Source organism: Endozoicomonas sp. ALB115 (assembly GCF_049310245.1).
GTDB lineage: Bacteria > Pseudomonadota > Gammaproteobacteria > Pseudomonadales > Endozoicomonadaceae > Endozoicomonas.
On the sequence record NZ_JBLYZG010000013.1, the window covers coordinates 90,604 to 113,055 of the forward strand.

Annotated in this window: 11 protein-coding genes; 9 read left to right on the top strand and 2 right to left on the bottom strand. The window is 51.0% G+C overall.

Annotated features, from left to right (window positions below):
* Positions 1 to 24: 24 nt before the first annotated feature.
* Positions 25 to 5,832, bottom strand: coding sequence for a response regulator (locus ACO6VE_RS08610; RefSeq protein WP_422460830.1), 5,808 nt, complete (start codon positions 5,830 to 5,832; stop codon positions 25 to 27).
* A gap of 133 nt (positions 5,833 to 5,965) precedes the next feature.
* Here ACO6VE_RS08610 and ACO6VE_RS08615 point away from each other — a divergent pair, with 133 nt between their 5' ends.
* The 4 genes from ACO6VE_RS08615 to recD all read left to right on the top strand — a co-directional run bounded on the left by ACO6VE_RS08615 (position 5,966) and on the right by recD (position 15,375).
* Entirely contained in the window at positions 5,966 to 6,253 is a 288-nt protein-coding gene (locus tag ACO6VE_RS08615; RefSeq protein ID WP_422448382.1) for a hypothetical protein, read from the top strand.
* A gap of 79 nt (positions 6,254 to 6,332) precedes the next feature.
* On the top strand, positions 6,333 to 9,644 hold the full coding sequence (recC, locus tag ACO6VE_RS08620; protein ID WP_422460832.1) for an exodeoxyribonuclease V subunit gamma: 3,312 nt from the start codon (positions 6,333 to 6,335) through the stop codon (positions 9,642 to 9,644).
* Complete coding sequence (gene recB / locus ACO6VE_RS08625) at positions 9,641 to 13,378, top strand: exodeoxyribonuclease V subunit beta (protein ID WP_422460834.1); 3,738 nt, start codon at positions 9,641 to 9,643, stop codon at positions 13,376 to 13,378. Before recC ends, recB begins: the two co-directional genes overlap by 4 nt.
* A complete protein-coding gene (recD, locus tag ACO6VE_RS08630; protein WP_422460836.1) occupies positions 13,372 to 15,375 on the top strand; it encodes an exodeoxyribonuclease V subunit alpha in 2,004 nt (667 codons plus the stop codon). The genes recB and recD overlap by 7 nt, the downstream gene beginning before the upstream one ends.
* Before the next feature lie 82 nt (positions 15,376 to 15,457).
* Here the strand turns inward: recD and ACO6VE_RS08635 are convergent, their stop codons facing one another.
* Entirely contained in the window at positions 15,458 to 16,687 is a 1,230-nt protein-coding gene (locus ACO6VE_RS08635) for a cation:dicarboxylate symporter family transporter (protein ID WP_422460838.1), read from the bottom strand.
* Between the two features lie 281 nt (positions 16,688 to 16,968).
* Between ACO6VE_RS08635 and nhaC the strand changes: the two genes are divergently transcribed.
* The 5 genes from nhaC (at position 16,969) to ACO6VE_RS08660 (ending at position 22,451) form a co-directional block, all read left to right on the top strand.
* Entirely contained in the window at positions 16,969 to 18,399 is a 1,431-nt protein-coding gene (nhaC, locus tag ACO6VE_RS08640; protein ID WP_422448392.1) for a Na+/H+ antiporter NhaC, read from the top strand.
* 175 nt (positions 18,400 to 18,574) lie between these two features.
* On the top strand, positions 18,575 to 19,588 hold the full coding sequence (gene ansA / locus ACO6VE_RS08645; protein ID WP_422448394.1) for an asparaginase: 1,014 nt from the start codon (positions 18,575 to 18,577) through the stop codon (positions 19,586 to 19,588).
* 642 nt (positions 19,589 to 20,230) lie between these two features.
* A complete protein-coding gene (locus ACO6VE_RS08650) occupies positions 20,231 to 20,401 on the top strand; it encodes a hypothetical protein (RefSeq protein WP_422448396.1) in 171 nt (56 codons plus the stop codon).
* Positions 20,402 to 20,797: 396 nt separating this feature from the next.
* Entirely contained in the window at positions 20,798 to 21,055 is a 258-nt protein-coding gene (locus ACO6VE_RS08655) for a hypothetical protein (protein ID WP_422448398.1), read from the top strand.
* Between the two features lie 91 nt (positions 21,056 to 21,146).
* Positions 21,147 to 22,451: a homoserine dehydrogenase gene (locus tag ACO6VE_RS08660; protein WP_422448400.1), complete on the top strand. Its 1,305-nt coding sequence runs from the start codon at positions 21,147 to 21,149 to the stop codon at positions 22,449 to 22,451.
* Position 22,452 lies beyond the last annotated feature (1 nt).

Below are 22,452 nucleotides of genomic sequence, written 5' to 3' on the forward strand. Positions count from 1 at the left end.
TGACTCTGGGTGAGTGGCAAGCTATCAGCTGATTTTCTTTTTGATTTCCACCAGCACCCCATAGGCTTCGTCAAAGTCGTAACTGATAACCGCATCCTGAAATAACGTCAGCTCTTTGTGGTCAATCTGATCATTCAGTCCATGAATAAGCGTTGGCAGCAGAGAAACCACATCCACATCGCCTTCACTGAGCTTTTGCTCCATCTCATCAAGCAGTTCATTCAGCTCACCAACGGCAATAGCCCCCTCCCCGGCGGGTTCCAAACCTTCTTTTACCGGAGGCAAATGTTCAAGGCCTTCCATCACCTGTTCAAAGGCCAGCACAAACGAGTCCATCAAGCTGTTGTCAGGCATTTCAAATTGTCTGCGTAAACTATGCTCAAGTTGAGCAGCCTGATCATGCAGGCTGCTTGCCCCTAAGTTACCGGCAACCCCTTTCAATGCATGCACCAACTGGCAAGCCTCATGCCATTTGCCGGTTTCCAGAAGCCCTTCTAATTGGATCAGATCTTCCCGCTGGCCATGATAGAAGTCTGTCAAAAGCTTTTCATAAAGCGCCCGGTTGCCCTGAAGCCTCTGCAAACCATCGTCTACATCTATTCCCGGCAGTTTCAGGCAGGACGTATTCTCTGATGCCTGAGGCAAAGCAACAGTCTGATGCACATCGGTTTCTCCTGCCTGCAACCAGTGACGCACCATCTGCTTGAGAGCAGCAGGACTTAATGGCTTGGAAATATGATCATTCATTCCAGCCTGCAAACAGCGCTCCCGATCACCGGTCATGGCGTGTGCAGTCATGGCAATAATTACCAGCTTATCCTTGCCAAGCTTTCGCCTGATCTTCCGTGTTGCCTGATACCCATCCATTTCAGGCATCTGAATGTCCATAAAGACCAGGTCAAAGTCTTCGTGCTTCACCCGCTCTACCGCTTCGGCACCGTTCGTGACCATGACGACCTCAAGCCCCATGCCCTGTAACAGCTCACGGGCAACCTGCCGGTTGATTTCATTATCCTCAGCCAGCAGTATGCGGCCTTTAGGCATAATCTCACAAAATCGAGCTTCTTCGATGATTTCAGTTTTCGGATTATTCTGACACTGCAACAGGCGCAAAATAGTCTCTATCAAAACGCTGTGATTGACCGGTTTAATCAGAAAAGCATCCACTGTACCTGAGGCTTTTGCCATCAGCTCTTCCCGGCCATAGGCCGAAACCATCATCAGTTTGGGTTCCGGGGCAAGATTGAGTTTATGAATGCGTTCTGCCAGTTCAATGCCATCCATATCCGGCATTCTCCAGTCAAGCAGCACCAGAGAAACGGCCTTATCAGCACCGGAATTCTTCTCTTTCAGCAACGCCAGCGCTTCGTCACCATGGTTACTTTCCAGGGTTTCGCACCCGGATGTTTGCAAATGACTGATCAGAAGTGCTCTTGCTGTCGGGTTATCATCCACCACAAGCACACGAACCCCGGCAAGTGACCGCTCCAGAACCTGAGTCTGATGGGCAACACCCAGTTCAACGGTAAAGCAAAAAGTACTGCCCTTGCCGGGCTCTGAGGCAACAGAGATATCCCCATTCATCATGTACACAAGGTTTTTACAGATAGCCAGCCCCAGCCCGGTACCACCAAACTTCCGGGTTGTTGACCCATCAACCTGAGAAAATGACTGAAACAACTTATTCTGCTGCTGTTTACTGATACCAATGCCCGTATCGGCCACCGAGAACTGAAGTCTGACCACATCCTGCCTGCTGCTGACCAGCCTGACAGACACATTGACTTCGCCTTCACTGGTAAACTTGAGGGCATTATGGGTCAGGTTGATCAGTATCTGCCCAAGCCGGAGCGGATCACCCCGCAGATGTCTGGGCACATCCGACTGAATATCGTAAGTCAGTGTCAGGCCCTTTTCCCTGGCCTTGATACTGCTGAGGTTATAGACGTTGTCAAAAACGCCCCCAAGGTCAAATTCAATATTTTCCATATTGAGTTTGCCTGCCTCAATTCTTGAGAAGTCAAGAATGTCGTTGATGATACCCAGAAGGTCATGGGCAGATGACTGAATTTTACTGATGTAATCCCGCTGCTGATAAGAAAGCCTGGTTTCCTGAACCAGATGACTCAAGCCAATAATGGCATTCATCGGCGTACGGATCTCATGGCTCATATTGGCCAGAAAATTACTTTTTGCCTGATTGGCCTGATCAGCCACTTCTTTCGCCTTGCGCAACGCTTCTTCAGTCTGTTTTCGATCGGTGATATTGCGCCCGGAAGCAAAGAGGTACCCTTCTCCCTCATACTCCATATAGTTCGCAGTAATCTCCACTGGAAAAACAGTGCCATCGGATGTTTTTCGCAGCGTTTCATAGGTCATACCTTTTCTCAGCTCCAGCTGCTCCCAGAGCTTTTTCCAGGAACTCCGGGTAACCGCCGGGTTAATGTCCATGATGGACAGTTTCATCAACTCTTCCTGGGAAAATCCCAGGGCTTTACAGGCAGACTCATTGACATACTTGTGGTAACCATCCCTCCTGAACCAGTGAATATGATCACCGGCACTATCGAGGGAGAAACGGGCCATCGACAGCTCACGTTCCCGTTCAATCTGGTGAGTAATATCCACGGTTGTACCAATGACCCGAAGGGGTTTCCCCAGCTCATCCCTGAACACCACCTTCCCTTTGCTGCGAACATTACAATAACTGCCGTCTTTCCTGCGGATACGGTAAACAAACTGAAACGATTTATCGGAAGTCTCCAGCTGTTGTTCAAAAAAATGAATGGTGGAAATTTTATCCTCTGGATGAAGCTGCTGTCGCCAGGTCCTGATATTGCCCAACAGTTCCCCGGGCTGGTAACCCAGCATGGTTTGATATCGGGGGCTTAAATACATGTTATCCCTGAGGACATCCCAGTCCCAGAGACCATCGGAAGCCGCATCCATTGCCAGCTGGTAACGTTCCTCACTGACTCTTAAGGCATCTTCCGCATGTTGACGATCACGGGCAACCGCCACCAGCTCACCCATTCGATGCAGCAAATCCATTTCATGGATATAGACCTGATATTTTTCCGGCGTATTGATCAATCCAATACCACCCACCACACGACCAAACAGCAACATAGGGGCATAGACCGCGATGGAAACCCCCAAATCATCCAGAATGGCAGCACCTTCAAGGTCCCCCTTCTGCAATATTTCATCACGAATAAGAATGTTGCCCTGATGTTTTTTCACCTCGCCATAAACACCGGAAAAGTCATGGTCAAACAGTGGCTCAAAAGCTGCGGGATCAGGATCAGGTCGGCATGACCAGTAATGCTCAATACGGGCCTTGGGCTCCCAGGAGAAGATGCAGACGGCTTCAGCGTTGAGATAGCGCCCAAGCCGACTCAGAAAATAGTCATTGGCCCGATGCACCGGCTGGTCCATGAAATGCCTGGAAATATCACTCAGCAGGCGGTCCAGTTCGGAACGAACCCGCAGCCCTTCTTCTGCTTTTTCACGGTCAGCAATCTCGATGGTTAAACGACGATTCCAGTAAACAATGAGAATCAATGTCACCAGAATCAATACCAGACCAATAAACAACTCTTTATTAGGCCGCCACATGCCTCCCTGAATCGACAGCCAGCTGCTTTCAAGAGCCTCCCGGTCTTCCGGAGTAATGGTATCCACCGCTTTTTCCAGGATAGAGGCCAGTTCAGGAGAGTTGTTTCTTGATGCCATACTGAAGTCATAGTTAAAACCCGCTTCAGCAACCACCTGCAAGTTGGTTATTTTCATGCGCTCTATTTCATAACTTGCAGAAGCCAGGTTGACCACTATGGCATCAAGAACTCCACTGGCAACCTGATTCAAGCCTGTGGCAATATCCGGCATCTTGACAAAATTGATACCCGGGTAGTTCTGTTGAAAGATTTCATAAGTGACATAACCTGGCGTAAAACCAACCCTTTTCCCATTTAAATGGCCCGGAGAACGGATGCTTTTATCGGAATCACGGGCGAGGATCACGGCCGGCACACTGACAAATGGTTTGGTAAAATTCAGATAACGGCTGCGCTCTTCCGTTTTCTGTAACATCGCAACGGCATCAACATCATGGCGATAAGCCTGAATCAAGGCATTGGTCCATACGGGGTCCTGATGAAGCTGAAAGGTGATGCCCAGCCTGTCTTCCAACAGCTTGAGATAAGCTATGGTCATTCCCTGCCATTGCCCTCTTCTATCAATATAAGAAAATGGCGGTTTATTATTATCAACCAGAACACTGATCACCGGATTTTCAGCTAACCAGCGGCGCTCGGAATCACTCAGTTCAACCACTGAGCCGCTGTGGCGAAAATAGCGATCTCGACTACTGATAATCCAACGGTTTTCAATGGCACGGTACTCATCCGGTGTGATGGCCCGAAATCCATTATTCAACTCCGGCAATAAGTCTGCCGACCTGTTCAGCAAAAGGCCGGCCCCAACCGCCTCATTCAGATTAAAGTACTCGCTGGAGTTCACCTCCCCCACCAGACCATGGCGATTCAGGGCAGACCGGACAATCACCGGTTCGCCAAGAAATGCATCTATTTCTCCGGAGAACAGGCTCTCAATCATCTCGGAGACAGTACCATGTTCAATGGGATAAGCATCCGGCAACCAGCGCCGGACGAACTCCTCAGGGCTTGAAGAACCGATCACACCCAGCTTTTTACCATTTAAATCCGCCCCGGGATCACCCAGGTTGCTGTCAGGGCGAAAGTAAATTCGGGTATTCAATCCATAGTAAGGATTTGACAGCGCCATCCACTGGCTTCGTTCCATCGTCGGAGACACGGCAGCAATAACGTCGACCTTACCTTTTTGCAAAGCAGCTATGTTTTCACCAATAAGACCCACTCTGAATTTAATCAGTGTTCCTGTTTTTTCTGACCATAAGTTCCAGATATCAACAAACAGGCCTGAGGGTTTACCCAGTGCATTGATAAAAGACAGCGGGGAAAGGTCGGTCTCCAGGGCAACGACCAGACTTTCAGGGTGACAATGCGTAAACCTGAACAGCTCTTCAATAAGATCTGCTTTGTCCTGATCAGAAATTTTCGCCACCCCATGCTCAATAACACGCACAAGATCCGTTCGACCCGGGGCAACAATGGCCTTGACTTCAACGGGTGGCAAAGGCGTTGGCACCACCTGAAATTCATCTTTAACACCCAGATTATGCAAGTAGTAGCTCAAGCTTGAACGACCGCCAAGTATCGCGTCGATCTCACGTTTGGATACTGCTGTGGCCATAGATGAGCCTGAAGTGAAGGGCACGACAACAGCTTCTGCATTAAAGCTTTTGAGGCAGGGCTGACAGTTATAACCTTTGATGTAGCCAACCCGGAGTTTCGCAATTACCTCCTCAAAGCTGCTTATCTGACTGCTTTTTCTGACAAAGAGAACAGGAACAAACGAGTGAATCGGTACACTCTCCAGACCGTTCTTGCGCAACTGATCCTCCATGCCCGGTGGCAGGTAAGCCAGAACATCAACTTCAGACCCCTTAAGCTGGGCCTCAATTTTTTCCGGAGAAGACACCACAAACTGGATATCAACGTTGCTTTTTTCCGACCACAGTTCCCAGAGGTCATGAAACACACCGTCGGCCTCTCCCTCGCTGTTGGTAAACATCCAGGGCGCATCATCGGCAAAATAAGCAATTCTGATCGGCTTTTTATTATCCTCTGCATAAAGCCCCGTGCTGATGGGCAATATCAGGAAAAACAGCAGGAGTGATATCAAAGTCCGGGAAATCGTTCGGGAATAACGGCTCAGTGCGAAGGGCATAGTAATTCGGGATAAGTCAGGGAACCGGAAAGCGGGCTTATCTTACCCTGTATCCAGACAATCAACTATCAGAGAAAAGGTAAATTCGGTTATTTGCTAAAATAAGCGTGAGAATAACTATCAGGTAAATACCATGGCAACCGAACAATTTTCCACCGAACAACTTGATGCCAGTAAAAAAGCCATTGCCCGGGCTAAATCATTGATGGATTCAATGAAAATGCTGAAGAAAAAACTGCATCTCAGTGAAGGCTGCGGGCAACGCTTCCTGCAAAAGACCAATCCTGACCTCGCGCTGTTACAAAAAGCCGAACAGGAAATTAATCAATCCTACAGCGGCAAACCGGGGAATAGTCGGCCGACCAGCTCAAAAAATAAAACGGGGTTGTTAAACAATATTCTCCGCAGGGGACAGGCCTGAGTTTCCACCAATCCGGTTGACAGCACGGTGGATAGCGCCGACAGTAGCCTTATCTATCGGTTAATGACGACGTTTCCCTGTGCTGACCATATACCATTCCAATCATCTGGATGTGCTTAAAGACCTTCTGGTCGAGCTTTTTCGCCAAACCCCTCCGAGCAACCCCCTGGAAGATGAACAGATTCTGGTACAAAGCCCCGGAATGGCCCAGTGGCTCAGACTGGAACTGGCGAAAGGGCTGGGTATAGCTGCCGGTGTCAACTTTCCTCTGCCGGCCAGTTTCCTCTGGCAAATGTATACCCGCATCCTGCCGGACGTTCCACGCCGATCCGCGTTCAATAAGGACTCAATGACCTGGAAGCTGATGGATCTCCTTGACTCCCTGAAACACGACCCGGACTTCTATTCATTAACCCAATACCTGGCGAGTGATGATGACGACATTCGGAAGTTTCAGTTGTCTGGAAAAATTGCTGATATTTTTGACCAATATCTTGTCTATCGCCCTGACTGGATTCTGGACTGGGAACAGGGGAATGACACCAGCACAATCACCTCTGACCAGCCCTGGCAGCCCAAACTATGGCGTGCCCTGGTCTCAAGAACAGCTGAACTGGAACAATCCCACTGGCACAGGGCCAATATGCACCACCGCTTTCTTGAGGCTATGGCCGATAATGATTGCAGCTCACAGTTGCCACAGCGGTTGTTTGTCTTTGGTATTTCTGCCCTGCCACCGCATTTTGTCGAATCCATCGAGGCAATGTCCAGCCAGTGCGATGTGCATTTAATGGTCGCTAACCCCTGCCAGCACTACTGGGGAGATGAACGGGATCCAAAATATCTGCGCAAGCTGGCAGCCCGTAAACTGCTGGATCAAAAGAAGCAGCAGGATAAAGGCTGGTTCAGTAAAGAGGGATTGTCTCTGGACAACCTGGACGCCATTGGCAATCCGCTGCTGGGCTCAATGGGCAAGCTTGGCAGAGACTACTTCCACCAGCTCCACGGCCTGGATGCGTTTGATATTGATGTCTTTGTCAGCGATCACAAGGATACCCTGCTGGGCAATCTGCAAAAGGACATCTTCGAGCTGCACGACCGGACCGCCCAGGGCCAGAAAACGGCGATACCAAACGATCAGTCTCTGCAATTCCATAGCTGCCATAGCCCACTCAGAGAGGTGGAAATACTGTATGACCATCTGCTTGATATGTTTGAACAGAACCCGGAACTGACACCCAAAGACATTGTCATCATGCTACCGGACATCGACAGCTATACCCCGTGGATTCAAGCCATATTTGGCAGCATGGATGACCAGCGTCGTATCCCATGGGCCATTTCAGATGTCAGTGCAAAAAACGAGCACCCTGTCCTGTCAGCACTCCTTAAACTGCTGGAGCTGGACAAAAGCCGCTGCTCCGCCCCGGAGCTTATGGAGCTGTTGGAAGTGCCCGCCATTCAATACCGTTTCAACCTGACCACCGGTGACCTGGACATTCTGAGACAATGGACCCATGAGTCAGGTATACGCTGGGGTTTAACCCCTGCCCACCAAACCCGGTTTGACCTGCCAGAGCTGCAGGCTAACTCCTGGTCATTCGGGCTCAGAAGGATGCTGCTGGGCTATGCCATGCCGGAAAATACCGGCGTCTATGATGATATTTTGCCGATGGATGCGGTTCAGGGCATGTCTGCAGTGCTGGCAGGCTATCTGGCCAGTTTTATTGATAGCAGTGAGCAATTACTCAATGAACTGGATAACACACGAACCATTGAACAATGGATCCAGTTCACTCATCAGCTGCTGGATCGCTTTTTCCTTACCCGCTCGGAAGAGGACGAAGCAGCGCTCACACTGGTCAGGAATACCCTGTCTCACCTCTATGAACAGCTGCAGGAGGCAGGGTACCAGCAAACATTATCACGCAGAGTCTTTATCAGTTATCTGACCGAACGTTTGACTCAGGAGCGCAGCAGTCAGCGCTTCCTCGCTGGCCAGGTCAATTTCTGCACATTAATGCCCATGCGCTCCATCCCGTTCAGGGTTGTCTGCCTGCTGGGTATGAATGACGGTGCCTATCCCCGCAGTATTGCCCCCGCCGGATTTGACCTGATCGCCCGCCATGGCAGGCGTGGTGACCGCTCACGTCGGGTAGACGACCGTTACCTGTTCCTGGAGGCTCTGCTGTCTGCCCAGGATACCTTATACATCAGCTATGTTGGCCGACGGATACAGGATAACAGTGAGCGCATACCTTCCGTACTGGTCACCGAACTGCTCAACTACTGCGAACAGGGTTTTGACCTGAAATCAGAGCAGCTGGTTATCGAACACCCTCTGCAGCCGTTCAGCCACAGAAACTTCTTGAATCAGCCTGAGTCAGGCCAGCGAGGGCACACTTTTCACAGTTACATTAAAGAGTGGTTACCGGCAGCCAGTCGCACTGAAGAAAGGCCAGGCCAGTTTATTCAGACGCGCCTGCCGGATGAAGAGGGAGTTAACCTCAATGACGTTGAGCTTGCCGAGCTGTTGAGATTTTACAGCAACCCCAGTCGCTACTTTTTTAATCGCCGCCTGAAAGTCTATTTCTCCGTTCAGGCCCAAGCCCTGGAGGAGACCGAAACATTCGCCATGGAGCCGCTGGAGAATTACCAGCTGAAAGCCGGGATTCTTGACAGTCTGATTAACGAAGAAGCACCCGAACGCCTGGTCAGTCGGCTGCACTCTTCCGGCAAGCTGCCACACTCCGCTTTTGGCCAGATTCTGCTGGATGAGCAGATAAAAGACCTTACCCCAATGGCTGACAGATTAAGCCCACAGCTGGAAAATAGTGCTGAAGACCGGGAAGTGAACCAGCAGCTCCCCCACCTCGAACGTCAACACCCTCCGGTGCTTCTGACCGGCTGGCTGAACGGCTTCTCTGCGTCCGGTATGCTTCGCTACCGCCCCGCCAGTTTTAAAGGTAAAGATCTGATCAGGAGCTGGATTGAGCACCTGTGTCAGTGCACGACCGAAAATCCAACCGTGACCCGTATTCATGACCCGGAGAAGGAGCGCCTGTTGCCGGTCATCCCAAAACAGGAAGCAGAACAACACCTGTCCACACTGATCCATTACTTCCAGATTGGTCAGAACCTGCCGCTGCCCTGGTTCCCTGAAACGGCCTATAGCTGGTTGAAGGCCGATCCGGATGATAACCCGGACAAGGCAGAAAAAGCCGCCGAAAAAGCCTTTGCCGGGGATGACTTCCATGTGCGGGGGGAGTGCAGTGATGACTATATACAGCGGGTCTACCCAGAGCTGACGCCGGTATTTACTGAAATGACCAGCCTTACCAGAGAGATTATGGCTCCTGCGTTTGACTGTTTGCAGGAGGAACAGCCATGAGCCAGTCAACAGCCTTGAGCCAGTCAACAGCAACTGACCAGAACCACCTGGTTCCGGAAACACTGGACCCACACGCCCTGCCCCTGCACGGCGTCCGCCTGATCGAAGCCAGTGCCGGCACGGGCAAAACCTATACCATTGCCAATCTCTATCTTCGCATACTGCTGGGCCATGGCAGCGATAAAACACAACATGAAACCCCGTTAACCGTTGATCAGATACTGGTGGTTACCTTTACCGAAGCGGCCACCGGCGAATTGCGGGATCGTATCCGGGCCAGAATTCACCAGACACGGGATGACTTTATTGCGGGAAAATCCAGCGACCCGTTTATTCAGCAGCTGATTGAAGATATGGATCAGCCAGAACAGTGTCAGGCACTGCTGCTGGCCGCAGAACAGCAGATGGATGAGGCGGCGATTTTCACCATCCACGGCTTCTGTCAGCGCATGTTGAAACAGCATGCGTTTGAAAGTGGCACACTCTTCTCCAGTGAGCTGATTACCGATACCGAGCCCATGTTGCAGCTGAGTGCTGCGGACTACTGGCGCCGGCATTTCTATCCCCTGGAAAAACCGCTGGTGAAACTGATCCGCAACCTCTGGAAAACACCCAACGACCTGCTGAGTCATTTGCGCAGCTGGCTGCCCCTGTCAGATCTGAAACTGGCCGGAGACCAGGTGCCGGAATCCATGGAGGAGTTCAACAGGGTCTATCTGTCACCCGCCAGGGAGTTGAAGACACTCTGGCAAAACGATCAGGACACCATCGCAGACCTGTTGCGTAACTGTGGCCTGCGTAAAGACCGCAAACCGCTGAAACGTCTTGGCCAAATGAACAGTTTTCTTGCCTCTGACGATCTGATTCCCAATCTGGAAAAAGACAGTTGGGAGATCTACGGCACCGAAGTATTACAAAAGAGCCTGTTAAAAACCGGCAAACTGCCCGAGCACCCCATTTTTCGGAAAATTGATGAATTCCTGGATTTGCCACTCTCTCTCAAGGAGGCGCTTCAGGGCCTGATTACCCGGGATGCACTGCAACATATCAAACACCAGCTGACACAATTGAAAGCCAGCCGCTATCAACTCTCCTTTGATGACCTGCTGACCAACCTGGCCAGTGCGTTGTTTCCTGAAGGTAATCCTGAAGGCAATTGCGAAGAGAAGGCCGGTGACGGCGAGCTGCTGGCCCAGGCAATTCGCAGCCAGTATCGCATTGCCATGATTGATGAGTTTCAGGATACCGACCCTCTTCAGTATCGCATTTTCAACAAGATCTACATGGAAGGCGGTGACCCCGGCGTCGGCCTGTTTATGATCGGCGATCCCAAGCAGGCCATCTATGCCTTCCGTGGTGCCGATATCTTCACCTACATGCAGGCCAGGCAACAGGTACACAGCCATTACACGCTGGCGACCAACTGGCGTTCAAGCGATGCCATGGTGTCTGCGGTGAATACGGTATTCCAGCATTCACCGTCCCCCTTTATCTACAACGACAGCATCCCTTTTGAACCCGTTCACCCATCCCCGGGTGCTGCGCAGAAGCGCCTTTATCATAAGGGAGAAGCACTACCGGCAATGACCCTGTGGCTGCAGCAGCCCGTTGATGGACCCACCATCAATGCCGAGCGCTATCTGGATACCATGAGCCAGGCAACCGCCACCGAGATCAACCGCCTGCTCACCGCCGCAGACCAGGGCAACTGCCAGATTCACAACGGCGACCGGCAAACACCTCTACAACCCGGTGATATTGCCGTACTGGTTCGCAGTGGCCGCCATGGCCAGAAGATTCGTGAGGCCCTGGCCGCACAGAATATCGCCAGTATCTACCTGAGCAACCAGGACTCAGTATTTGCTGCTCGGGAAGCGTCTGACCTGGAAAAAGTCCTTCAGGCCTGCCTGCAACCCACCAGCGAACGGGTGTTGAAAGCGGCGCTGGCCACCACGCTTTTCCATCTTGATGCCCCGGCCCTGAATGCACTCAATGTGGATGAACAAGCCTGGGAACGCGCGGTGGAAGAGTTCACTCACTATGGCGAACTCTGGCAGAAAAAAGGCATCCTGCCCATGTTGCGCCAGCTTGTCTTCCAACGGAAAATCGCCGAACGACTGCTCTCATTCCAGGATGGGGAACGGCGTCTGACCGACCTGTTACACCTGGGCGAGCTGCTGGCGGCCGCCAGCCTGGAACAGCAGGGAGCATCCGCCCTGGCTCGCTGGTTTTCCGAACAGGTCATCAGACCCAATCAAAACGCCGATGATCAGCAGTTGCACCTGGAGAGCGAGCGGAACCTGGTCAAGATCATTACCATTCATAAATCCAAGGGGCTGGAATACAAGGTGGTCTTTATCCCCTTTCCATGCCATCTGCGTAAAGCGGATTCCCCCCTGTACCATGACCCGCAAACCAGTGAAACCTGGCTGGCATTAACCCCCTCGGAACAAGCCTCAGCCCTTTCCGAAAAAGAGCGTCTGGCGGAAGACCTGCGCCTGCTCTATGTTGCCCTGACCCGCTCGGTCTACTGCTGCTACCTGGGGATGGCTCCCTACAAATCGGGGAAAGCCGGTAAAGAGGGTAAAACTGATCTGCATCAGAGCGCGATTGGTTACTTGCTCAACCAGGGCTCAGAGATCATCAGTCAGGATCTGAATCTGTTGCTGGAGCAAGTGGCCGGGCAATGTGATCATCAACAGATCGTGATTTCTGCACCACCAGCCGACACTCTCCCACCCTATGCTTCAGTGAATACACAAGAAGCGTCGTTAAGCGCACGGAATTTCACAGGAAATATTGAAAGAAACTGGTGGACCACCAGCTACTCAGCACTCTCACGGCATGCATCACATCGCGCTGAGACACCGGCCGTTGCCAGTAATGAATCGCCAGGGTTTGATACTGATGCCATCAATGAACAACATACGGCCCCGGATAACCCGCAGTCTGAAGCCGCCCCTTTAAGCCTGTTTAACTTTCCTAAGGGGGCTCAACCGGGAACGTTTATGCACAGTCTGTTTGAAGAGCTGGATATGAACGCATTGCGCTTTGCAGACAGTGACGCCTATCTCGACAGCTTTCTGGTGGATAGCCACGCCCGGGCCGGTTATGGCGAAGAGTGGCTGCCCGCTACCAAAGGTATGTTGTTAACTTGCCTCAACGCGCCGCTGGATAAAGACAATCTTCGCCTTATAAATCTGCCAGATTCCGCTCGACGGGTTGAAATGGAGTTTTATCTGCCTATCGAACAGCTTAATCCCCAGAGCCTTAACCAGCTGATTGCTCAACACGATTCACTGAGCGCCAGGGCCGGAGAGCTGCAGTTCCACCGTATGAAAGGCATGCTGAAAGGCTTTATTGACCTGACCTTTGAATATCAGGGGCGCTGGTATGTGCTCGATTACAAATCAAACTGGCTGGGAAATAACATCAGTGATTATTCCAGGGAAGCCATGGAGAAAGCCATGATAGAGCATCGTTACGATCTGCAATACCAGCTGTACTCTCTGGCATTGCACCGACTGCTCAAACAACGTGTACCGGATTATGACTATGACCGGCATTTCGGTGGCGTTATCTATCTGTTTCTGCGCGGCGTGCAGATGAATGATCCTGAGCAACACGGCATATTCAGCCATAAGCCCTCATTTCAGCTTATTAATGGTCTGGATCGGCTTTTCCGTGGTGAAGATGGCAAAGATAATCAAAAAGAGGAGCTGATAAGATGTTAAATCAGCTGCAGATACTGGAACAACAGGGGATTATTCGAGCCCTGGATTACCAGTTCGCCAAACTGATCCACTCCTTGAATCCCGATCCATTGCTGACTCTGGCCGCCGCCAATGTCAGCTTTGAACTGGGCCAGGGCAATGTCTGCATGTCTCTGGCATCGGACTTCAGCCTTTTTGGTCTGGATGGGCAGGAATGTTCCGAACTGATGGATACCGTTGCCATTCCAAAAGACCAGTGGCTGACCCGCCTCAAACGGACTCAGGTTGTGGGTGAAGGCAGTGAACCAACACCCCTGGTTCTGGATGATGGGCGTCTGTACCTTTATCGGTACTGGCAATACGAACGCAGTGTCGCCGGTTTTCTCAACAGCAGAAGCACCGAAACACTGGATACCGATGAAGCCCGGTCGATTTTGCAGAGACTCTTTCACAGGGATTACCACTTTGTCCTGCAACAGTGTCAAGGGAAGTCCGAAGCCGCTCAGAAAGCTGAACTCATCAAGTGGCTGGATATTGAGTCCGTTGATACGCTTGACTGGCAAGCCATTCTAAACTCGGTTAACCACGGCGCTGATACCGACACCCTTGATTCATTGATTCCCGAGTCGGCGTGCCTGAACTGGCAGAAAATTGCTGCGGCACTGGCCGCCAGTCGCTCATTTTCCGTGATCAGTGGTGGCCCTGGAACCGGCAAAACCACAACCGTTACCCGACTGCTTGCCCTGCTTACAGAGCTGGGCCTGAAACGCCAATCCCCTCCGGACATCAAACTGGTTGCCCCAACGGGTAAGGCAGCAGCCCGTTTAACCGAGTCCATTGGCGGCGCACTGGCAAAAATAAACTGCAGTGACACGGTAAGAGAAAAAATCCCGACTCAAGCCGGAACACTGCACCGTTTACTGGGCGTCATTCCCGGAAAAACCGGTTTCATCCACAATAGAAACAATCGGTTGCACCTGGATATTCTGGTAGTGGATGAAGCCTCCATGATCGACTTGCCACTGATGAGCCACCTGCTGGAAGCATTGCCAGATCATGCCCGGTTAATTCTGTTAGGTGACCGTGATCAGCTTTCGTCAGTGGAAGCTGGCAGTGTCCTCGGTGATATCTGTGCAGCCGCCAGCTTTGGTTACTCAAATGAACAACGCAATCTGTTGGAAAGGTTAACCGGACATGATCTTGCTAAAATGGAGCCTGCACAAACCAGGACAAATCTTGCCGTTTCCGACAGCCTTTGCCTGCTGCGCAAAAGCTACCGCTTTGATGCCCATTCCGGTATAGGGAGTCTGGCCAAAGCCGTGAACAACAATGATCTGCGATCTCTGCAGTCGGTATTTACCTCAGGCTTTGACGATATTGAGCGCTTTTCCATCGCCGGGGACTCTGATTATCAGCAATTGATACAGCAGTCCGTTGATTCCTACCGACACTACCTGGAACTCATTCAACAGACATCAGCCCCTCACCATATTCTTGATGCCTTTAACCGGTTTCAGGTGTTATGTGCCTTGCGGGAAGGCCCCTACGGTATTTCAGGGCTGAACGAAGCAATACAAAAAGCCCTGCAAGAAAAAGGCCTGATCGACGTGACTGGACAATGGTATGAAGGCCGCCCTGTTTTGATCACCCGCAATGATCACGGGCTTGGCCTGTACAATGGTGATATCGGGATTACCATCAGAGGCCCTGATGGCCAGCTCCGGATCGCTTTTCAGTTGCCCGATAAACAGGTCCGGCAGTTTCTACCCAGCCGACTTCCTGAGCATGAAACCGTGTTCGCCATGACCATTCACAAAAGCCAGGGTTCTGAGTTTGCGGATGTTGTCATGGTGTTACCGGATAAAGACAGCCCGATCATCACCCGTGAGCTTGTCTATACGGGGATTACCCGGGCCAAATCCAGACTTACGCTCTTCGCCGAAATGGATATCCTGATCAAAGCTGCAAAGTCGCCCACCAAGAGGCAGTCGGGCCTTTATCAGCGGCTGGTTCAATAACAACCAAAACCACAGAGATCACAAAACCCGAAAAGCAAGAGACAAGCTTTTCACAATGTGCTTCATGATCTCTGCGGCTCCATCAAGCCACACTACTTTCAGGCTCCTGCTTACCATCCTCATTGCCATCATCACCGTTAAGGCCAAGCCTCTGGCACAGCCTTGAAAATATAATGGCGAAAGCCCCATTTCCGCTAACATTCATGGCGGTACCAAAGGGATCAAATATCATATAGACGGCGGTAATTAACCCCAGCATCTCATCTGAAAAGCCCATCAAACTCTGCAAGATTGGCCCTACCACAAGAATGACCCCACCGGGCACAGCCGCTACCGAAAATTTGGCCAAAGCGTAATAAAAGCCAAAGATGGCAAAACCCGCCAGATCAGGCAGTGGCATATTGAAAGTATTCAGTGTCACCAGCGCCAGAATGGTCAAACCTATTGCACTGCCAATGGTATGAATATTGACTGTGGCAGGTACGATGGTTCTTGCCATGATGGGATTACCGATATTTCTTTCAGTACTGTCGATTAACACAGGCATCGTGGCGGCGCTGGAGACCGTGCTTAAACCCGTTAACCACGCAGGAAATACGTTGCCCACGTAGGTAATAAAAGCCCGAAATGAACACTTTGCAGCCACAAAAAAGTAGATAAAGAGGTAAGCCAGCTGCGAAACAATAACCAGCAGCAAAATCCTGCCATAAGCCGAGATAGCCTGGCTCAAAATTCCATCAGCATGGAGTTTGTAAGCAAATCCGAGGATAAAAAAAGGCAGTATCGGGATAAAGAAATGTTTCAGGAACCCGCTGGAAACATCACCGGCTCTGAAACAAAGTGCCCTTAGCGGCTGCATATCCAGCAGATTCACCAGCAGGCCTGCAATGAATCCCACAATCAAGGCATTCATATTTGTGAATAGAGGGGGTAATTCAAACACCCACATGGTCGCCAGACCACTGCCATCAAGAGCATCAAGGGTGATAGGCATGGATATCAGCGGCACCATGACACTGCCAATGGTATACCCGGTGAAAATGGCCGTGATATTGGAAGCAAATACCATCATGATCAACAACAGGGCAAACAGCAGAGCATTCTTACCCATTCTGGCGAGACAGGAGACCACAAAGCTGAACACAATAAATGGCAGGACAAAAACCAACAGTGACTTAATGGTCAGGCTCAGGGTGAAAAAAAATGACTTAACGTCATAGCTCATCCAGGGATCTGTCAGAAAAGGGATCAACAACACCAACAGAAGTGTGGTCGGCAGTTTAATGTTGGCAAGATGCTCAATAATTTTCACGAATCTCCTCTTTCCCGGTAATAAAACTGACTGTGATGAAAACATAGACTTTTTTTCTGCATCGTCAAAATGTGACCGCTCTCTCAGCCTGAAAACTCACAATTTCGAACATATGTTCCAAGAAAAAATTGTCCCAGCTCATTATTTTTCGCTTTTCCGAGGGGACTGTAAGGATTCGCTGTCATTTTCTGACACAGATCAAAAAATATACTTGCCAAATCATTAGGATATGCGCGTTCGATAGCGCATTGATTAAATTAATAACCCCTCGGAGTTCATTCATGGAGCAGAAGATCACGTTACCTTCTATGGGACAGGTGTCCCTGGTATTAGGTACCTTTCTGGTTCTCGCTTTTGCGTTTACCGCCAAACTGAACCTTCCTATTCAATTGGCGCTCTGCATCGGCTGGTTCCTGGCCATGGGACTGGGTGTCAAACTGGGCCACCAGTACAAAGATCTTGAAGCGGCTGCCGCAGAAGGTATCTTCAAAGGCACCGGTGCGATCCTGATTCTGATTGCCGTAGGCGCACTGGTGGGCACCTGGATTGCCGGAGGTATTGTTCCATCGATCATTTACTACGGCCTGAAAACTATCCATCCTTCCATCTTCCTGCTGGCCACCATGGTGATCTGTTCCATGACCGCCCTGGCAACCGGTACCTCATGGGGTGCAGCCGGTACTGCGGGTATCGCCATGATGGGAATTGGTCAGGGTCTCGGCGTTCCTGCCCCGGTTACTGCCGGTGCCATCCTGTCCGGTGTTTACTTCGGTGATAAACTCTCTCCCCTGTCGGACAGTGTTATCCTGGCTTCCTCAATGTCCGAGGTTGAAATTGTTGACCACATCAAGGGCATGCTGCCCATCAGCCTGACTGCTTATGTCCTGACGGCCATCGCTTTCACCGTGTACGGTTTCCAGTTTGGCGGCAGTGCTGATATGGCCCAGGTGCAGGAAGTTATGAACCTGATGGATGAGAACTTCAGCATCTCTTTCATGGCTTTTGTTCCGGTAGTTATCATTCTTTTCCTGCTGGCCAAAAAGTTCCCGTCCTACCCGGTTATCATGCTGGGTGCTGGCCTGGGTGTGGTCTGGGCAGTTCTGTTCCAGGACCGCACGCCCATCGACGCTGTGAACGCCCTGTGGGCACCGTTGACGGTTGATTCCGGCAACGCTTTTCTGGACAACATCCTGAACCGGGGCGGTATGGTGAACATGCTGGGTTCCGTTGCGGTTGTTATCTTCGGCCTGGGCTTTGGTGGCCTGCTGGATAAGGTGGGCATCCTGGAAACCATCGCCCGCACCTTTGAAAACCGTATCACCAATGAAGGCAACCTGACTGCCTACACTGTGGCTACTGCATTCCTGGCCAACGTATTCGGTTCTGCCATGTACGTATCACTGATCCTGACCCCCAAGATCATGTCCGGAAACTACGACCGTATGGGTGTTGACCGTCGTATGCTCTCCCGCAGCTCGGAATTTGGCGGTACTCTGACTTCAGGTATGGTGCCATGGTCTGACAACGGTATCTTCATGGCGGGCCTGCTGGGAGTATCTACTTTCGCCTACGTGCCTTACATGTGGATGAGCTTCATCAGTATCGGCCTGGTTGTTGCCTTTGCTTACCTGGGTAAATTCCGCCCGGTGGATAACAAGTATGTGAAACAAGTGGAAGATCATTCAGTCCACGGCCAGATGGCTACCGCCTGATTACTCTCTTTATCATTCATTCCCAGTGCCGCCCGGGTTGCTATCAACAGGGCGGCGTTTTTTTTCAGCCTCTGCCCCACCTGACCGTGCATTGCAGTGATAGACTTGATCAAAGCCCATCACCCAATGACAATCGCCGTTTATACTGTGAGGCTGATCTTAATCAGGAACATTCATGAGCAAGAAAATCTACGTTGCCTACACCGGTGGAACCATTGGTATGCGCCATTCAGATTCCGGCTATGCGCCCGGGGATAACCTGATGGGGCTGCTGGAAGAGAAACTTTCTCCTGATGTGATGGCCAGCCTGCCAGCATTCGAACTGTTTGAATACCCTCAGCTGATCGATTCCAGCAATATTCGCCCGGGTAACTGGCAGCAAATCGCCGCTGATATCGCCAGCCGCTATGAGCAGTTTGATGGTTTTGTCGTTCTGCACGGTACCGATACCATGGCTTATTCCTGCAGCATGATCTCTTTTATGCTGCAAAACCTGCAGAAGCCGGTCATCTTTACCGGCTCCCAGATTCCTCTGTGTGAAGCCCGCACCGATGGTCTGGAAAATCTGGTTGGTGCCCTGACCGTGGCGACTGATGACCGAATCAAAGAGGTTTGCCTGTATTTCAACGGCCGCCTGTTGCGCGGCAACCGTGCCCGTAAACTGAACGCCTACCTCTTTGATGCCTTTGACAGCCCCAACTACCCTTGGCTTGGCCGGGCAGATATCCATGTAGAACTCAATGAAACGCTCCTGTGGCGGCCAAAGGAAGCTGAAAAGTTTCAGCTTGATTGCGACGGTGAAACCCATGTTGGCATTCTGCAGCTGTTCCCTGGCATTACTGCCAGGTGGATGGAGTCAGCGCTGAATCAACCCATGGATGCCTTTATTCTGCGCACTTATGGTACAGGCAATGGCCCTGATGCTGACCACGCCCTGCTGGACACCTTTGCCAGGGCAACCGCTTCAGGAAAATTGATTGTTAACCTGACCCAGTGTCACCGGGGCACAGTTCATCAGGGTAGCTATGCAGCAGGCTCAGCACTGGCCAAAGCAGGTATTGTGGGAGGCCTGGATACCACTACCGAAGCCATGTTCTGTAAACTTCATCACCTTTACTCTCTGGGTCTCGGCACCGACGCGGTTAAAGCCATGCTCAGTGTCAGTCTGGCTGGTGAAGTCTCTATCTGATTGCCATTTCTTCTTGTGATAAGGGTGTCCAGACCACCCTTATTCTTTCCTGCCTTTTCAGCTATCTCCTTCTCCTCAAAAATATCAGTGAACTCTTGCCAAAAAATTCTGTCTACATGGACATTAAATTCAGAATTGCGATGAGGAAACAGGATAATGCTGACAGCACCTACTCCACAAACTATCAGCAGACAAATGACCGAGCCAAAAGTCTGTGTCTATGGAGGTTTCCAATGCGGAGCTGCTGCGGGCTTAGGTTCCGGTATTTTCACAGGGGTCAAAGTCACATCCTGTACTTGCACAAACTTTCTCAAAGACTGTTGCTGCTGTCTCGGAAATATAGATCAGGCAGACCGCTGTCTTAAATTAGGTCTAATGACGGGCAAAGTATGCGCTACCTTTGGCATATGCTCGGGAATGACAGTCGCCGGGGGTCTGGTTGGGGTATTGACTATGGGCTCTTTGGGGTATGCGTGTGCAAATAAGGAACAGCGATCTCGCTACTGTGCCAGTGCTAGCGGCCTTCCCAGTGCATGCTCCACGCTAGCCAAATTTCTGTGTTGTTATCTAGGCCCTTTCTCTGACAGTCGCTGTAGTCATCCGGAACAGCAGGAGCAATCAGCACCGGGTAAGGATTCTGCTGTGATTGATGTTGAGCCCCTGCTGCACGATACCCATTTGCCTGCACCTGCGGGCTCAATGGCTCCGCCACCCTACAACACCCTGAACTATCCCCCCAATCATGCCCCCCCCAATTATGAAGAAACCATTAACTCGCTGGCCGATGGTGTCCAATCCAATAACCCTGACTGACAGCGCTTACATTGCCTGTTGTTTTTAAAACCGTTAAACGGAGTAAATCGCAAAATGCTTAATGCACCCATACCACAAACCATCACCAGATCTATCACCAACCCGAAAGCCAACTGTCATAATTGCACAGGCTGCGGGGCCACTGCTGGCCTTGTCGCTGGTAGTTTCCTGGGGACCAAAGTCACCGATTGTAGCGGTGCACAATGCATGCACTGCCTGCTACGTGGAAATACAATTGATTGCCAAAAATGTATTACAGCAACAGGCTTCTGTTCTCTAACCACTGTGGCAATAACAATTGTCACTGGGTTGGCTTTCGGTGGTGTAGGATATTTGTGCGCGAAACATCTGCAGGGATCATCATGTCTTGCTAATAATGACTCCGAGGAAGACAATTTGCCACCTGATCAGGACGATACACCTGCCAGAGACATTACCGGCACAACAGACCAGGAAACAACACAACCGGTAACAACAGCCCCGGTTACGGCCACTGGAATGATTGACAAGAAGTCCCTGCCTGACAAGGCTGGTTGTGCATCTTCGGACTCAATGGATCCCCTTAACGTTCCACCATCCTACAAAGACCTGTTCCCGGATCCCCCCAATTATGAAGAAGCCATGAAATTACTGCGAGACAGTGCCCGCGAATGACACCGCCCATATCGCATCAAAAAACTGTTTAAGGTTATAATCCCCACCGGTATTACCGGGAATGATCATAACAATGAATATGGGGAACACCTTGAAACCGGTCAAAGTAGGTATCTGTGGACTTGGTACTGTTGGTGGTGGCACCTTCAATGTACTTCAGCGTAACGCCAGAATTATTACTGCCCGGGTCGGCCGTCCTGTGATTATTGAGCAGGTTGGTGCCCGCCGGGATAATTCTGACTGCGACACCGGGGACATCAACGTCACCCGGGATATTTTTGCAGTGGCTCACAACCCTGAGATTGATATTCTGGTAGAAACCATTGGTGGCTATGATGTCGCCAAAGAGCTGATTCTGACGGCAATCGACCAGGGAAAACATGTGGTCACTGCCAATAAGGCCCTGATTGCCGAACATGGTAACGAGATCTTTCAGGCTGCCCGTGATAAAAATGTCATTGTCGCCTATGAGGCAGCGGTTGCCGGTGGCATTCCCATCATCAAGTGTCTGAGGGAAGGGCTGTCGGCAAACAGCATCAGCTGGCTGGCGGGTATTATTAACGGTACCGGCAACTATATCCTGACGGAAATGGGTGACCATAACCGTCCGTTTGCCGATGTTCTGAAAGAAGCACAGGCACTGGGCTACGCTGAAGCAGACCCAACCTTTGATGTCGAAGGTATTGATGCCTGTCACAAGCTGACTATTATGGCGTCCATCGCTTTTGGTATTCCTCTGCAATTCACCAAAGCCTATACCGAAGGCATCAGCAAAATCACGCCCAGTGACATTCAGTATGCCGCTTCCCTTGGCTTTAGAATCAAACACCTTGGTGTTGCCCGCAAGGCAGCCAATGGCATTGAACTGCGGGTTCACCCGACCCTGATTCCTTCTGATCGTCCACTGGCCAACATCAATGGTGTGATGAACTCGGTTGTGATTCAGGGAGATGGGATTGGCCAGACCATGTACAGTGGCCCCGGGGCTGGTGCTGAGCCCACGGCATCTTCCGTAATCGCCGATATCGTCGATATTGCCAGAACCATTGACGCTCCAGACGCTGCTGTTCATGCCCTGGGTTTCTCAGCGGAAAGTCTGAGCGATACCCTGCAGGTACTGCCGATTACCGAGACAGTGTGCAGTTTTTATCTGCGCATCCATGCCGACGATCACCCCGGAGTAATGAATGCCGTTACCCGGGTGCTGAGCAACCACGGCATTAATATCGATGCCATTACCCAGAAAGTCACTCGTGAAGATGATGGTTGTGCGGATATCGTTATCCTTACCCACCGTACTCTTGAAGGCACCATGGACAAAGCTATCTCTGAACTCGAGGCGTTGGAGGATATTAAATCCCCCATCACCCGAATTCGTGTTGAAACCATGGCCTGAA